The organism is Acidobacterium sp. FHG110202_01, from assembly GCF_059115305.1.
Genome location: NZ_JBZYWJ010000007.1, coordinates 211,528 through 225,444 on the forward strand (window position 1 = coordinate 211,528; position 13,917 = coordinate 225,444).

Annotated in this window: 12 protein-coding genes; 8 read left to right on the forward strand and 4 right to left on the reverse strand. The window is 56.9% G+C overall.

The window, feature by feature from the left end; translation table 11 throughout:
* Positions 1 to 39 precede the first annotated feature (39 nt).
* A complete protein-coding gene (locus tag AC5S16_RS16125; protein ID WP_493931121.1) occupies positions 40 to 732 on the forward strand; it encodes an inorganic pyrophosphatase in 693 nt (230 codons plus the stop codon).
* A gap of 217 nt (positions 733 to 949) precedes the next feature.
* A complete protein-coding gene (locus tag AC5S16_RS16130) occupies positions 950 to 4,102 on the forward strand; it encodes a response regulator (RefSeq protein WP_493931122.1) in 3,153 nt (1,050 codons plus the stop codon).
* Positions 4,103 to 4,126: 24 nt separating this feature from the next.
* Here AC5S16_RS16130 and AC5S16_RS16135 read toward each other — a convergent pair whose 3' ends face one another.
* Both AC5S16_RS16135 and AC5S16_RS16140 read right to left on the reverse strand, forming a co-directional pair.
* Positions 4,127 to 5,608, reverse strand: coding sequence for a phytoene desaturase family protein (locus AC5S16_RS16135; protein ID WP_493931123.1), 1,482 nt, complete (start codon positions 5,606 to 5,608; stop codon positions 4,127 to 4,129).
* Positions 5,601 to 7,247, reverse strand: coding sequence for a lipase maturation factor family protein (locus AC5S16_RS16140; RefSeq protein ID WP_493931124.1), 1,647 nt, complete (start codon positions 7,245 to 7,247; stop codon positions 5,601 to 5,603). Before AC5S16_RS16140 ends, AC5S16_RS16135 begins: the two co-directional genes overlap by 8 nt.
* A gap of 55 nt (positions 7,248 to 7,302) precedes the next feature.
* Between AC5S16_RS16140 and AC5S16_RS16145 the strand changes: the two genes are divergently transcribed.
* From AC5S16_RS16145 to AC5S16_RS16155, 3 genes are all read left to right on the forward strand, one after another.
* Positions 7,303 to 8,022: a DNA alkylation repair protein gene (locus AC5S16_RS16145; RefSeq protein WP_493931125.1), complete on the forward strand. Its 720-nt coding sequence runs from the start codon at positions 7,303 to 7,305 to the stop codon at positions 8,020 to 8,022.
* Between the two features lie 100 nt (positions 8,023 to 8,122).
* A complete protein-coding gene (locus tag AC5S16_RS16150) occupies positions 8,123 to 8,734 on the forward strand; it encodes an SIS domain-containing protein (protein ID WP_493931126.1) in 612 nt (203 codons plus the stop codon).
* The gene (locus AC5S16_RS16155; protein WP_493931127.1) at positions 8,731 to 9,318 is read left to right on the forward strand and encodes a D-glycero-alpha-D-manno-heptose-1,7-bisphosphate 7-phosphatase; all 588 of its coding nucleotides are present in this window, start codon (positions 8,731 to 8,733) and stop codon (positions 9,316 to 9,318) included. The genes AC5S16_RS16150 and AC5S16_RS16155 overlap by 4 nt, the downstream gene beginning before the upstream one ends.
* On the opposite strand, the gene AC5S16_RS16160 is transcribed toward AC5S16_RS16155, so the two are convergent.
* The gene (locus AC5S16_RS16160; RefSeq protein WP_493931128.1) at positions 9,273 to 10,022 is read right to left on the reverse strand and encodes a transaldolase; all 750 of its coding nucleotides are present in this window, start codon (positions 10,020 to 10,022) and stop codon (positions 9,273 to 9,275) included. The genes AC5S16_RS16155 and AC5S16_RS16160 overlap by 46 nt on opposite strands.
* A complete protein-coding gene (locus AC5S16_RS16165) occupies positions 9,994 to 10,845 on the reverse strand; it encodes a WecB/TagA/CpsF family glycosyltransferase (RefSeq protein WP_493931129.1) in 852 nt (283 codons plus the stop codon). The genes AC5S16_RS16160 and AC5S16_RS16165 overlap by 29 nt, the downstream gene beginning before the upstream one ends.
* 361 nt (positions 10,846 to 11,206) lie before the next feature.
* Here AC5S16_RS16165 and AC5S16_RS16170 point away from each other — a divergent pair, with 361 nt between their 5' ends.
* The 3 genes from AC5S16_RS16170 to AC5S16_RS16180 are packed head-to-tail and all read left to right on the forward strand — an operon-like array spanning position 11,207 to position 13,912.
* The gene (locus AC5S16_RS16170; RefSeq protein WP_493931130.1) at positions 11,207 to 12,202 is read left to right on the forward strand and encodes an NAD-dependent epimerase/dehydratase family protein; all 996 of its coding nucleotides are present in this window, start codon (positions 11,207 to 11,209) and stop codon (positions 12,200 to 12,202) included.
* Entirely contained in the window at positions 12,195 to 12,929 is a 735-nt protein-coding gene (locus tag AC5S16_RS16175; protein WP_493931131.1) for a nucleotidyltransferase family protein, read from the forward strand. Before AC5S16_RS16170 ends, AC5S16_RS16175 begins: the two co-directional genes overlap by 8 nt.
* Positions 12,926 to 13,912: a GHMP family kinase ATP-binding protein gene (locus AC5S16_RS16180; RefSeq protein ID WP_493931132.1), complete on the forward strand. Its 987-nt coding sequence runs from the start codon at positions 12,926 to 12,928 to the stop codon at positions 13,910 to 13,912. The genes AC5S16_RS16175 and AC5S16_RS16180 overlap by 4 nt, the downstream gene beginning before the upstream one ends.
* The last annotated feature ends 5 nt before the right edge of the window (positions 13,913 to 13,917 follow it).

Consider the following 13,917-nt stretch of genomic DNA (forward strand, 5'->3'; position numbering starts at 1 on the left):
CTCGGCGGCTCAAATTCTACCCAAAGGCAGGATGATTCTATGGCGAAAACAGCGCAACCACTGTGGAAGTTGCTGGGCACTCTGTATAAACCGCATCCGTGGCATGGAGTATCGCCGGGAGAAGATGTACCGAACGCCATTCAGTGCTTCATCGAAGTCGTGCCCTCAGATACGGTCAAGTATGAGATTGATAAGGTCTCTGGCTATCTTAAGGTTGACCGGCCTCAGAAATATTCAAACGTCTGTCCTGCACTTTATGGATTTATTCCTCAGACGTTCTGCGGAGAAAGTGTCGCTGAATTCTCATCAGAGAAAGTGGGGCGGCAAATGGATGGCGATGGCGATCCGCTGGATATCTGTGTTTTAAGCGACCGGCCGATTCCGCACGGAGGCATTATCGTCGACTGCATTCCCATTGGCGGATTCAGAATGCTCGATCAGAACGAGGCTGATGACAAGATCATCGCAGTGCTCAAGGACGATTCGACATTTGGAACCTGGAGAGAAATAGAACAGGTGCCGGCAGCGGTACTGAATCGTTTAGAACACTACTTCCTGACCTACAAACAAGCTCCGGGCGCGCACTCCAGCAGTACGGAGATATCGGACATCTATGGCCGGGAGGTAGCACACGAAGTGATTCGCCGAAGCCTGAAAGACTACCAGGTAAGGTTTGGAGAACTGGAGCAGATATTGAATGCTGCTCTGGAGGTCAGCCGCGAAGCAACATAAGTCCGCAAATGCAGATGAGGAATGCTGCGGATCGCCGAAACGATCCGCAGCCTGTGGAGACAAGAATCATTGGTCTGAAGTTTCTTTGGATTGGCTTCATCCCGGGCCAATCCGGGAGAACTGTCAGCATAAGTGTCTCCGCGGGCGTGTCTTTTCTTTTAAGCATCTTTGGATACACACTTAAGATAAGTTCGTGGAAGGTTACTGGGAGGCTTCGATGGCTGAAACCGGTACCGTACTAAGTGGCGTCTATGATTTACGCCTTGTTGCCTTATCTATTCTGATATCGATCCTGGCGGCCTACGCGGCGCTCGATCTTGCAGGTCGAGTGACGTCCGCCACCGGCCGGGCACGGCTGTTCTGGCTCACCGGAGGCGCAGCAGCCATGGGAGCCGGTATCTGGTCGATGCATTACATCGGGATGCTGGCCCTGATGCTTCCTGTCCCCGTATATTACGATTGGCCAACTGTACTGCTGTCGCTGTTTGCCGCGATTGCCGCTTCGGCTGTGGCACTGTTCGTTGTAAGCCGTAAAACCGTTGGGGTATTGGCTATTGTCATCGGCAGCCTTGCGATGGGTGGCGGCATAGCCGCGATGCATTACATCGGCATGGAAGCCATGCGGTTGCCGGCAATGTGCCATTACTCGTTGGAGCTGGTTGCGCTTTCTATTGTGCTGGCCATTACGATTTCAGGACTGGCGCTCTTCCTTGCATTCAAACTCAGGGAAAACACTACAGACTGGGGATGGAGAAAGGGGCTCAGCGCTCTGGTCATGGGCGCGGCCATTCCCTCCCTGCACTACGTGGGAATGGCCGCGGCAACTTTCACTCCTGCGCCTTTAGCTGCCACAGACCTTCGGCATGCGGTGCATATCACGCATATCGGAATCACCGCCATTACCTTAGCGACATTAGTGCTTCTCCTTCTGGTGTTCGTCACTTCGATCGTGGACCGTCGCTTTACCCTCAAAACCCTCGAGGTCAGAAGCGGCGAGCAGCGCTACCGGCGAATTGTGGAAACGGCATTCGACGCATTCTTAAGTTTCGATTCTTCGCTGCGAATTGAGCACTGGAACGCACAGGCTGAAGCGGTCTTCGGCTGGGCGCAAAATGAGGTGAAGGGCCGCCTTCTTGAGGAATTCATCCTTCTCGACTGTCCGGCTGGAAGCACACAGACGAGTCTGCGCGAACAGTTATCAAAGGGTGAATCGGCTTCCATGCACGCGCGTCTGGAAGTGACAGCCCGCCACAGGGATGGGCATGAATTCCTGGCAGAGATGGCTATCTCCTCCATTCAGGTGGCGCGCAAAACTCTGTTCGCGGCTTTTGTTCACGATGTGACGGAACGCAAACAGATAGAGCAGGAACGGGAAACAGCGAGGGAGATGGCAGAGGAAGCGAGCCGGGCCAAGGGTGAATTCCTGGCGAACATGAGCCACGAAATTCGTACCCCCCTCAATGGGATCATTGGCATGACGGAACTGGCTCTGGAAACCCAGCTGACACAGGAGCAGAGGGAATACCTGGAAACGGTCCGTCTTTCAGGAGAATCGCTCCTGAGTGTGATCAATGACATTCTCGACTTCTCCAAGATCGAAGCCGGCAAGGTGGAACTGGAGGAGGTAGATTTCGATCTTCGCGAATGCATGGAAAATACTCTCAGGACCCTGGCGCTTCGTGCCGATGAAAAAGGTCTAGAACTGCTCAGCGATATCAATCCCAATGTTCCCGAGGTGCTCCGGGGCGACCCTCATCGGCTGCGGCAGATCGTTACAAACCTGATCGGGAATGCCATCAAGTTCACCCATAAGGGAGAGGTGGCACTGAAAGTTGAAGCCCTGGGCGTCGAGAATGACAAATATCGGCTGCACTTTGTAGTGTCCGATACAGGCATTGGCATTGCGCGGGAGAAGCTGGAGCGTGTCTTCGAGTCATTCAGTCAGGCGGATACATCGACGACGCGCGAGTACGGAGGCACGGGCCTCGGGCTTACGATCTCTCAAAGACTGGTGGAGATGATGGGCGGTCATATCCAGGTGGAAAGCGAGATCGGTAAAGGATCGCAGTTCCATTTCACAGTGGAATTGAAGCGCGGCGAAAAGCTCGCACCGGCTGCGGAAGCCGCATTGCCGGCAGGCAATCTCCTGAGAGGAGTCAGGGTGCTGGTCGTGGATGACAACCGAACGAATCGCCGGATTCTTGAGGGGCTGCTGAAAAGCTGGGGAATGAAACCGACGCTGGCGTCCGATGGAGAGAGCGCGTTAACCGCAGTGCAGGAAGCGCTCGACAATGGAAAGCCGTTTCAAATCATACTGACCGACATGCTCATGCCAAGAATGGACGGCTTCCAGCTAATCGAGCATATCCGGAGCAAAGACAGCTCGGTGCTGGCTACGATCATGATGCTGACATCAAGCGGGCACTATGGGGACACGGTACGATGCGAAGAACTGGGAATCGCGTCATACCTGGTGAAGCCAGTTCGACAGGCTGAGCTTCGTGAGGCGATCGCTCGAGTCCTTGGCGCGGTTTCCGACCATGGTCAGAGCTCGCTTCTTACGAAGGACGCATTGGAGAGCCACGAAATGCATTCCGTGCTGGATGTGCTTCTTGCCGAGGACAATGCAGTCAACCAGAAGCTGGCGAAAGGACTGCTGGAAAAACGCGGGCACAAGATCACGATCGTGGAAAATGGACGCCAGGCGATCGAGGCGCTGCAACAGAGCCACTTCGACATCGTCCTGATGGATGTGCAGATGCCGGAAATGGATGGCATTGAAGCGACGAAGGTCATCCGTTCTCAGGAAGGGTCAACTGGCAGACGTCAGCCAATCATCGCGATGACAGCCATGGCCATGAAGGGTGACCGCGAGCGAGGCATGGAGGCCGGCATGGACGGATATCTGACAAAGCCAATCCGGGCGCAGGAGCTGGATGAGATCCTGGAGAAATACAGCGTCCGGAAAACTCAGGACAATGCTGTCCAGGCGCCTGAACCACAGAGCTCTGCTGAGCCGGACCACAAAGTGATAGACGAGCATGATCTGTTGGAGCGCGTCGGAGAGGATCGCGATTTCCTGGCGGAGCTTGTTACTGTTTTCCGCGAAGACCATCCAAGCCAGTTGGCACAGATCGCAAACGGACTCGAAAAGCATGACTCCAATGACGTGAAACGCGGAGCCCATTCGCTGAAAGGCGCGCTTGCAAATCTGGCGGCTTCTGAAGCCTCCGCGCTGGCCGCGAAGCTCGAACAGGAAGGAGCATCAGGCGATCTTTCGAGTGCGGAAAGCACATTCGCCAATCTGAAGGTCGAACTGAATCGTGTGCTTGAAGCGCTGAATGCGCTGACTCAGCAGACTGCGCGGTGAAGATTCAGAAAATGTATCGAGAGCTTATTTTTTCGTAAATCCAGGAAACCGTTTCAAGGCCGCGTGAGCAGCGTGGTAGCCGCACATTCCGTGGACTCCACCCAGCGGCGGCGTTGAAGAAGAGCAGAGATAAATTTCAGGATCAGACGTGGAGTATTGATGCCGCGTAGGGCGAAAGATGACCTGGCGGAGGTTCATTGCTCCGCCGCTGATATCGCCTCCAATCAGGTTGGCGTCCATGGATTCAAGCACCGCGGGCGAGGAGACATGGCGCGCCAGGATGCAGTCGCGGAATCCCGGAGCGAAGCGCTCAATCTGTGACTCGATACGCTCAGTCATGTCGAAGGTCGATCCGTTAGGCACATGGCAGTAAGCCCATGCGACATGCTTTCCTTCCGGCGCGCGCGTGGGATCAAAGAGCGTTGGCTGAGCAAGCAGCACGAAAGGCCGCTCGGCATGCTGTCCGCGCGCCATGGCAGCTTCTGATGCGGTAATCTCTTCAAGCGTTCCTCCCACATGTACAGTTCCCGCGCGGCGGCAATCCGCAGCCCTCCACGGAATCGGCTCAGAGAGCGCGTAGTCAATTTTGAATGCGCCCGGCCCCAGTTCGAAGCGGCGCATGCTCTTTTGATAACCCGGAGCGAGGCGATCGCCTGCGATGGACAGCATCTGGCGCGGGCTTACATCGCAGAGAAAGATGGTGTGCGGCGGAAATTTTTCAAGCGAAGTAACAGGCGAGCTGGTGTGAATGACTCCGCCCAGGTCTTTGAGATAAGCCGCAAGAGCATTGGCGATCGCCTGCGATCCGCCGCGCGGCATGGGCCATCCGACTGCATGCGCCGCCACGGAAAACATGACGCCGGTCGATGAGCTTAACGGCGCATCGAGCGAGAGGAAGGAATGCGCGGCATTTCCGGCAAAGATTGCGCGCGTGCGCGGCGACTTGAAAAATGTATTGGCAAAAAATCGCGCCGGCATGAGCGCCATCGGCCCAAAGCGTGCCATCAACAACGGATGGCGCGGGAAGCGATCGAGCGGTTTCAGGATGTCTTCCGCAAGCTGCGCCCAGTGCTTTGCCAGCGGCTCAAACAGGTTGCGCCATCGCTGGCCATCAACGCCAAGCGCAGACTGCGCATCATCGAGATCGCGCTCGAGTATCACCGCCGTGCCGTCATCCATCGGATGCGCAAGCGGCGCTGAAGGATGAATCCACTCAAGGTCATACTTCTCAAGCGGCAGCGATGAAAAGAAGGGAGAGCCGACGCCCAGCGGATGAATCGCCGATCCGAAGTCGTGCAGAAATCCCGGCAGCGTCAATGGCAGAGTGCGCGTTCCTCCGCCGATCTCCGGCTGCGCTTCATAGACCTCAACATGGCAGCCTGCCTGCGCCAGAACCACAGCAGCAGCAAGTCCGTTCGGTCCTGCTCCGATGACCACCGCGTGCGTCTTGTGCCGGTGTTTCGAGCCAACGAGCAGGCTGGTCGAATTAGGTCTCGGCTCACTCATGAGGAGGAAGCGGCTCCGGCCACTGGACAGCATCGAGCTTGCCGTCCGGTTTGATTGTAAGCACAGGCGCGTACAGTCCCATCAGGCTGCGCTTCCACCATAGGCCTGTAGAGCGCTTCTCCGCCATCGAAGTGAACCAATATTGCCAGAGCACCGCGCGCACGTATTTCGGCGGCGATTGCGAAAAAGGATTGCCGGCAAAGAGCGAGAGCGTATCGCTGCTATTGGTGAGCAGGCGCTCTTCCGCAAGCGGCACAAACGAGTTCTGCTGCCAGTCGCCCAGCGATGCGAACCAGAGGTTCCAGTCAAAGCGCGGCTGATACGGCGCATAAATGCGCGGCGCCTCATTCAGCGCTTGTGGCTTGTTGCGGAACGGATAGGCGGTCCAGTTCTGTCCGTCATTCGAGCCCTGAAATTCGATTTCATAGCGACCGCGCGTCATCACCGCGAAAAGGCCGTATTGATTGGCAATGCGAAAGGGCTCAATCGCCACAATGGGCGCGGCAGGGAGCGGCGCGTCCCGCCACACCATATGGATGAGCTCAGCCGTGGTGACATAGAAGATCCATGCCAGCGCCACAGCGCCGATCGCTCGCCGGATGGCAACAAGATGAGGCCCGAGTCCTTCGCGCGGCTGCGGCGCATCCTCTGCATCCGGGTCTTCTTCAGAGATGCTCAACACAGGCTCTGGAGGATAGATCTCTGACAATACTCGCTGCTTCAGACGCTCCGGCAGGAAGCGCGAAAGAACTTCATCATCGAGCAGCAGGAAACCAAGCGACAGCACCAGGTAATTCAGGAATGTATAGTTCGCCGTCAGAATCACGACAGCTTCCCACGGAGTCACAATCAGGAAGCAGATGATGCGGAAGCGCCGCGGAAAGAAAAGCAGGAAGACGATGCCGAATTCAACCGAGAGCGTTGCGCCCACAGTAAAGGCGTGGAACCAGTGCGGGAGATGCTGCATGTACCAGCCGATCCACGTAGGCAGCGGGCCGTTCTGGTAGTACTCGTCCATGGCGGTAAAGTGCCGCCATTCCGGATCGCCGCTGAGCAGCTTCACCAGTCCCGATTCAAAGTAGATGCGAAACCACTCCCATTGCAGCAGGAAGAGGCTGGCGCGCGAAGGCGCGCTGGCGGCTCCCAGGCCTGGCCAGAGGCCGCGCGGCGCAAAGAAGAGCGAGAGAAACCCAGCCTCAAGAAGCATCCCGTCGGACTGATAATTCGAAAAATCGCCCGATGCTCCGACAAACGATAGAAAGCATAAGAAGCAGGCCAGCAGCATAAAGCGCGGCCAGACATTGGCAACCACCAGCAGGGAAGCAATCAGCCCGGCAATCGTGACCGCCATAAGCATGTGGTTGCCGGCTGAAAACCAGAAGAGCGTCGGCGTAAACCACAGCCGTTGCCAGCCGGGCAGGGAATTTTGAATCGAGGCAAGATATTTCTGCGCGGGCAGCACTCCGCCTGTGCCGATGAGCCCGCGAATCTGAAAGAGCAGCGAATAGAAAGCGGAAAAATAGATCAGTCCGAGCGCGCGCAGAAAAATCCATCGCGGCACAAGGTGACTGGATTTGGCTGTCGGCGCCTGCTCCGGACCAAATATTTTTTCATAAAGAGTGAGCGCTGTGTTTGCCATGGAATGTAGGACATAATATCTGCTTTGACAGGTTGCTGCGAACGGGATGGCGGAAATGGAAAAGCAGAAGACGCGGGCACAGCTTGAGCGCGAGCTGAAAGCTGCCGGAAATCCGGTGCGAGCCGCGTTTGTAGCCGGCTACTTCAAAACCGGCAAGGGTGGATACGGCGAAGGCGATGTGTTTCTAGGCATTTCCGTGCCGGCGATGCGCAGGATCGCTCTTCGCTACCGCACGCTCGCCTCGCTTGATTTACAAAAGCTGCTCAATTCAAAAATTCACGAGCATCGCGCTGCCGCGCTCGAAATTCTGGTGGCCCAATACAAGCGCGGAAACGAAAAACTGCGCAAAGAAATCGTCGCCTTTTATCTGCAGAACACAAGCCGCATCAATAACTGGGACCTGGTCGATGCTTCGTGCCGGCCTATTCTCGGGGAGCATCTGAAAACCCGCCCACGAAAGATTCTGCTTAAGCTCGCCCGGTCGAAAAGCCTGTGGGAGCGGCGCATTGCCATGGTCTCCACCATGACGCTGGTGTGGAATGGCGAGCTTGACGACGCGCTGGCGATTGCTGAGATGTTGCTCGACGATAAGCACGACCTGATGCACAAGGCCGTCGGCTGGGTGCTTCGCGAAGTGGGCGTCAAGGACCGCGCGGTGCTGCTCGCTTTTCTCCAAAAACACTACCTGCGCATGCCACGCACAGCGCTGCGCTATGCAATCGAGCATTTCCCACCCGAGCAGCGAAAGAAACTTCTTTCAGGCAAATTTCAGTGATTACTTTCGTTTGAGCAGGGAAACGTCCGGAATCTTTCCTGAGTGGAATCGCTTCGGTATTCTTTGACCAAACTCTACATAAAGAAAGATTGGTTGCACGATGGCGGAAACTTACACAGCGCGCTTTCTCGAAGAAGTGTGCGCAGTTGCGCAGCTTCTGAACCAGCAGGCGATGGAGAACATGGTTACTGCGCTGGCGGAGACACGAGCAAGCGGCGGCCGCGTCTTTTTCCTTGGAGTTGGCGGAGGCGCAGGCCACGCCAGCCATGCCGTCAACGATTTCCGCAAGATCGCAGGCATTGAGTGCTACGCGCCCAGCGACAATGTTTCTGAGCTTACGGCCCGCGTCAATGACGATGGATGGGAGAGCTGCTACGCCAACTGGCTTCGCGGCAGCCGCATCTGCGCGCAGGACGCCGTCTTCGTCTTCTCCGTCGGCGGAGGCAGCCGCAAGCGCAACATCAGCATGAGTATTGTGCGCAGTCTGGAGCTGGCGCAGCATGTTGGCGCGCGCATTTTTGGCGTGGTGGGCCGCGATGGTGGCTACACGGCCCAGGTTGCGGATGCATGCGTTGTCATCCCCGTAATATCAGTCGATACGGTTACTCCATTGGTCGAAGCTTTTCAGGCTGTGGTGTGGCACCTGATCGTCTCCCATCCGCGATTGAAAGCGAATGAAATGAAGTGGGAAGCCGAGGCGGCGCTGGCGTGAAGCGAGCGGTGTTTCTCGATCGCGACGGCACGCTGAATCGCAATGTCTGGAATCCCGCGACCAGCGCGTTTGAGTCGCCGCTTGCGCCGGAGCAGCTGGAACTCCTCCCCGGAGTTATCCCGGCACTGCAGGATCTGCGCGACGCCGGATATCTTCTGATCCTCGTCTCCAACCAGCCGAACTTCGCCAAAGGCAAGTCAACCATGCAAACGCTCAGGGCGATTCATCAGGAACTGGAAAGGTTGCTGCGTGTCCACGGCATACTTCTCGATGCCTGCTGTTATTGCTTCCATCATCCGGATTTCACCGGCGCATGCCTCTGCCGCAAGCCTTCGCCCTATTTTCTTCTTGAGGCGGGCGATCGGTTCGGAATCGACCTGGCAGAGTCATGGATGATCGGAGACCGCACAACAGACATCGAATGCGGTCGCGCTGCCGGAGTAAAGACGATTTTCCTGACAGATGCAGGCGGCGCAACAAGCAAACCAGATCATTGCGCCACAGACTTACAATCTGCGGCGCAGATCATTCTCCACGCTCAGACAGCCAGCGCATCTGCAGGCTTGCGAGTGTCAATGCGGTAGGCTGCGGCGCAGGCATCTTTGTAGAACATGTTGACCGTTTCAAGCGAGTACTGATCAAGATTTTTTCCGACCAGATTCAGTTTGTTCAGGATCTCAGGAACCAGCGTGATGATGTGGCAGCCGGCATCCGCAGCCTGAAAGATGTTCAGCAACTCGCGCGGGCTTGCCCATAGGAGCTCGATATTCGGCGATGAAGCAATGCTCCGCGCAGCTTCACGCATTATAGGCACAGGATCGATGCCAGTATCGGCGATTCTACCCGCAAAAACAGAGATGATCGCAGGTGCTGCCGCGTTCAGGCACGATGCCGCGCGCTCCACCTGATCGAGAGTAAGCAAGGCCGTAACGTTCAGGCGCACACCGGCAGCGGAAAGCCTGCGCAGAACGGGCCCCATGAAAGCTCCCCAGGTATTTGTAACCGGAACTTTTACATATACATTCGGTCCCCAGCCGGCAATGGCAAGCGCCTGTTCTTCGATCGTTTCAGGATCGTCGGCCAGCACCTCGAAGGAGATGGGCAGGTCAGGGATGGTCCGGAGCAGATCGCGCGCGAAGGCCTCATAGTCGACAACACGCGCCTTGCGCATGAGCGTCGGGTTGGTGGTGAAACCTTGTATGCGCGAATCCGCTGCCCAGGCAAGCAGACTGCCGAAATCGGCAGCATCACAAAACAGCTTAATCTGCAGTTGGTTGAGGTTGAGCATAATTCCCTTTCTGGTTATTGCCGGGCTCAGGCAGTGGTAGAGTCGCTTCCTCTGCGAAGCGCCCGCGAAAGAGGCGCTGTTTCAGCACGAGATAAATGAAATAGCTGTTGCCGAAAAGATATCTTCGCCACAAACGCCGCGGCTCCTTGAGAAGGCGGTAAAGCCACTCGATCCACAATCTGCCTGCCCATTGCGGGGCGCGTTTGCGCAGTCCGGCCTGCGTGTCAAAGGCCGCGCCGACAGATAAAGCGGCGCCGACCGGCAAAGTCGGGCAGTTTTCATGCATCCATATCTCCTGCTTGGGCGCGCCGAATGCCACGAACAGCAGGTCAGGAGCAGCCTCCCGGATTAACTGGCGGATGTGGGCATTCTCCATTGAGTCGTGTTCGAAGCCCTGCGGTGGGCAGTAAGTCCCGGCAATGATGAGCGCCGGATACCGCTGTTGCAGCCTCTCGGCGGCGAGTTTCGCCGCTTCGGGAAGCCCACCAAGAAAGAAGATCCTGAGCCAGCGGCGTGCTGCTTCTGCACATAACCGCTCCATCAAGTCGCCGCCGGTAACGCGCTCCGGCACCGGCCTGCCCAGAAACCGCGACGCCAGAACTACCGATATTCCGTCTGGAATGTTCAATGCTGCAGAACAGAGCGCGTCCGCAAAGCGGGCATTACGATGGGCCAGAGTTACCAGTTGCGCGTTTGGTCCCATGATGAGAAGCGGCGCAGCCTGCTTTTTAATGCTGTTTACGATCTGCGTGGCAGCTTCGGCGAGCGTCACGCAGTCTACAGGTACGCCCGCAATCATGGAACGGCACGGGGACAGATTCATGCTGAAGACTCTTCCTTTCCAAGAAGGTCATGGTTTCGTTCAAGGTCTTCCTGGCATGGATCGACTTGCGGCCGTTCAATACGAAGGAGTCCCAGGGCAGATAAATCAACAAGTGTTACAAAACTACTTCCAGATAGTTGACATATATTGCGACAGATATGTTCTAAGTCAAGACAATAACGGATTCACTGGAAACTTAGGTAATATTTGCGGTAAAAAGTGGGTCTGTTAAGTTACTAACACTTACTAAGTTCACAACTCAGCAAGTTTATGAAAATCTAATGAGCCTTTTGTGCAAACCAGCGCAAAAAGAGTTCATGGAAACTGTGTGACTTGTTTCTACTGTCTTAGGTTACTGCCAATGTTTACGTCCGTTGTGTATCAGGGTTGCGATCGTCGATATTTCCTGACCGGGGGCGCAGGTTTTATTGGCAGCCATCTCGCAGATGCGCTCTTGTCCAATAAGAGCGTCGCGTCCGTTACCCTCTACGACAATCTTTCCTCGGGCCGCGAATGGCATTTTCATTCTCATCTTCAGGATCCGCGATTCCAGTTCATCCGCGCCGATGTTTCCGACCCTGAAGCATTGACGGCGTCAATGGAAGGCTATGATGTGGTCATCCACCTGGCATCGAATCCGGATATTGCCCGCGCAGCAACCGATCCTGGGATCGATTTCCGCCAGGGAACTGTGCTCACCAACAATGTGGTCGAAGCCATGCGGCGCAATGGAGTTCCGCGCCTGCTCTACGCTTCGGGGAGCGGGGTCTACGGTGACCTGGGCACTCATGAAGTGGCCGAGGATTATGGTCCACTCCTGCCCGTCTCCACCTATGGCGCAAGCAAGCTTGCCGGAGAAGCACTGATTGCCTCCTATTGCGCGATGTTTGGCATATCGGCCTGTGCGTTCCGATTTGCCAATGTTGTCGGCGCGCGCCAGACGCACGGCGTGGGCTTCGATTTTGTGCGCCGCCTGATGGTGAACCCGCGTCGTCTGCAGGTTCTCGGCGACGGCACGCAGAGCAAGCCATATATCCACGTCTCTGACATTGTGAACGCGGTGCTCTGCGCCGAGCAGAATTCGAAAGCAGCATTCTCCGTCTTCAATGTTTCTACCGGGGACGCAATCACCGTAACTGAGATCGCTCAACTCGCCGTCGAGTGCCTTGAGCTCGATGCGATGCCACAGCTCGACTACACAGGAGGCAATCGCGGATGGAAAGGCGATGTGCCCATCGTGCGCCTGGATTCGAGCAAAATCAGAAGTCTTGGCTGGGTAAGCCGGCACAGCAGCCGCGAAGCTATGCGCACTGCGCTCAAAGAAATGCTCGCGGACGAAAGAGTGTGCTATGCCTAGCCGCCTTCCGAAGCTGGCGCTGCTCGCAGGCGGGCTTGCGACGCGCATGCGGCCGTTGACGGAGACGGTACCGAAATCGCTGCTTCCTGTAAACGGGCGCCCATTTCTTGCACACCAATTGGAGTTGCTCGTGAGCCAGGGAATCCGCGAAGTGGTGATCTGCTCCGGCCACCTGGGCGAGCAGATCGAAGCCTTTGCCGGCGACGGGTCGAAATTCGGATGCAGCATTGCCTACTCCCATGACGGGGAGAAGCTGCTGGGCACCGGAGGCGCGCTGCGCCGTGCGTTGCCTCTGCTGGGGGAAAGCTTTTTCGTCATGTACGGCGACAGCTATCTGCCCGCCGACCCCGCCAGGACATGGGAAGCATTTCTCGTCTCCGGCAAGCGCGCGCTGATGACGGTCTTCAGAAATGACGGTCAGTGGGACCAGAGCAATATCGAGATGCGCGGTGGAAAGATCATCCGCTATGCGAAGCGCGCGCCAACCATGAAGATGCGCCACATCGACTATGGGCTGAGTGTCCTGCGCAGCGCGGTCCTGCGCGCCTGGCCTCCGGGCGTGGCCTTTGATCTCGCCGAAGCGATGAGCGATCTGGCCGCAACAGGAAATCTCGCAGCCCATGAAGTGCATGAGCGCTTCTACGAGATTGGTTCTCACGAAGGCCTGCGTGCCACGGAAGAATTTCTCGCCGCCAGAGAGATGGCGCTGGCCGGAGGAGTCCGATGATTATCACGCGCACTCCTCTGCGCATTTCGATCGGAGGCGGCGGCACCGACCTGCCCTCGTACTACCGCGAGTTCGGCGGCTTCGTCATTTCCGCCGCCATCAACAAATATGTCTACATCACCATCAACAAGAGCTTCCTGCCCGGTTATTTCCTCAAGTATTCCGAAATGGAGCATGCCCAGACCTATGACGAAATCCGGCATCCTTTGCTGCGCGAAGCCCTGACCCTGCATGAAGCGCCGCGGCCACTTGAGATCGTCAGCATCGCCGATGTTCCCGCCGGCACGGGCCTCGGCTCTTCCGGGACATTCCTCGTCGGCCTGGTGCACGCACTCTATGCTTACGAACGCAAGCGTGTCACCGCCGAAACCCTCGCGCAGGAAGCAGTCGAGATCGAAATGAACCGCCTGCAGGAACCGGTAGGCAAGCAGGACCAGTACATAGCAGCCTATGGAGGGCTCCTCTGCCAGAGGTACTGTCCCGACGACTCCGTGCATGTGGTCCCGCTGCGCATCAGCGAGTCTGCTCTTAAAGAATTGCGCGACTCTCTGATGCTCTTCTTCGTAGGTCAGACGCGCTGCGCCTCATCATTACTCAGCGATCAGAGGCAGCGCTCCGAGCGCCGCGACCCCGCAATGCTCGACAGTCTGCACTTCACCAGGGAAATCGGCGAAGAAATCCGCAGCGTGCTCGAGTCCGGCGCCGTGAGCGAGTTCGGCAGGCTCATGCATGAGCATTGGATGAGAAAGCGCGCCCGCTCGAACGGCATGACCAACGACCGCATCGACGAGCTCTACGAACTCGCCCGGAATTGCGGCGGCGCGACTGGAGGCAAGCTCGTAGGAGCAGGCGGCAGCGGCTTCCTGCTGCTGCACACGCAGGACCGCAACCGTTTGCGGTCCGCCATGACCAGCGCAGGAGTAAGCGAGATGGAATTCAACTTCGATTTCGACGGCTCAATTGTGATGATGCGCAACACCTGAAAGAA

Coding starts and splice junctions, on each gene's coding strand:
- AC5S16_RS16125 (WP_493931121.1), top strand. CDS start 40: ATGGCGAAAACAGCGCAACCACTGTGGAAGTTGCTGGGCACTCTGTAT.
- AC5S16_RS16130 (WP_493931122.1), top strand. CDS start 950: ATGGCTGAAACCGGTACCGTACTAAGTGGCGTCTATGATTTACGCCTT.
- AC5S16_RS16135 (WP_493931123.1), bottom strand. CDS start 5,608: ATGAGTGAGCCGAGACCTAATTCGACCAGCCTGCTCGTTGGCTCGAAA.
- AC5S16_RS16140 (WP_493931124.1), bottom strand. CDS start 7,247: ATGGCAAACACAGCGCTCACTCTTTATGAAAAAATATTTGGTCCGGAG.
- AC5S16_RS16145 (WP_493931125.1), top strand. CDS start 7,303: ATGGAAAAGCAGAAGACGCGGGCACAGCTTGAGCGCGAGCTGAAAGCT.
- AC5S16_RS16150 (WP_493931126.1), top strand. CDS start 8,123: ATGGCGGAAACTTACACAGCGCGCTTTCTCGAAGAAGTGTGCGCAGTT.
- AC5S16_RS16160 (WP_493931128.1), bottom strand. CDS start 10,022: ATGCTCAACCTCAACCAACTGCAGATTAAGCTGTTTTGTGATGCTGCC.
- AC5S16_RS16165 (WP_493931129.1), bottom strand. CDS start 10,845: ATGAATCTGTCCCCGTGCCGTTCCATGATTGCGGGCGTACCTGTAGAC.
- AC5S16_RS16170 (WP_493931130.1), top strand. CDS start 11,207: ATGTTTACGTCCGTTGTGTATCAGGGTTGCGATCGTCGATATTTCCTG.
- AC5S16_RS16175 (WP_493931131.1), top strand. CDS start 12,195: ATGCCTAGCCGCCTTCCGAAGCTGGCGCTGCTCGCAGGCGGGCTTGCG.
- AC5S16_RS16180 (WP_493931132.1), top strand. CDS start 12,926: ATGATTATCACGCGCACTCCTCTGCGCATTTCGATCGGAGGCGGCGGC.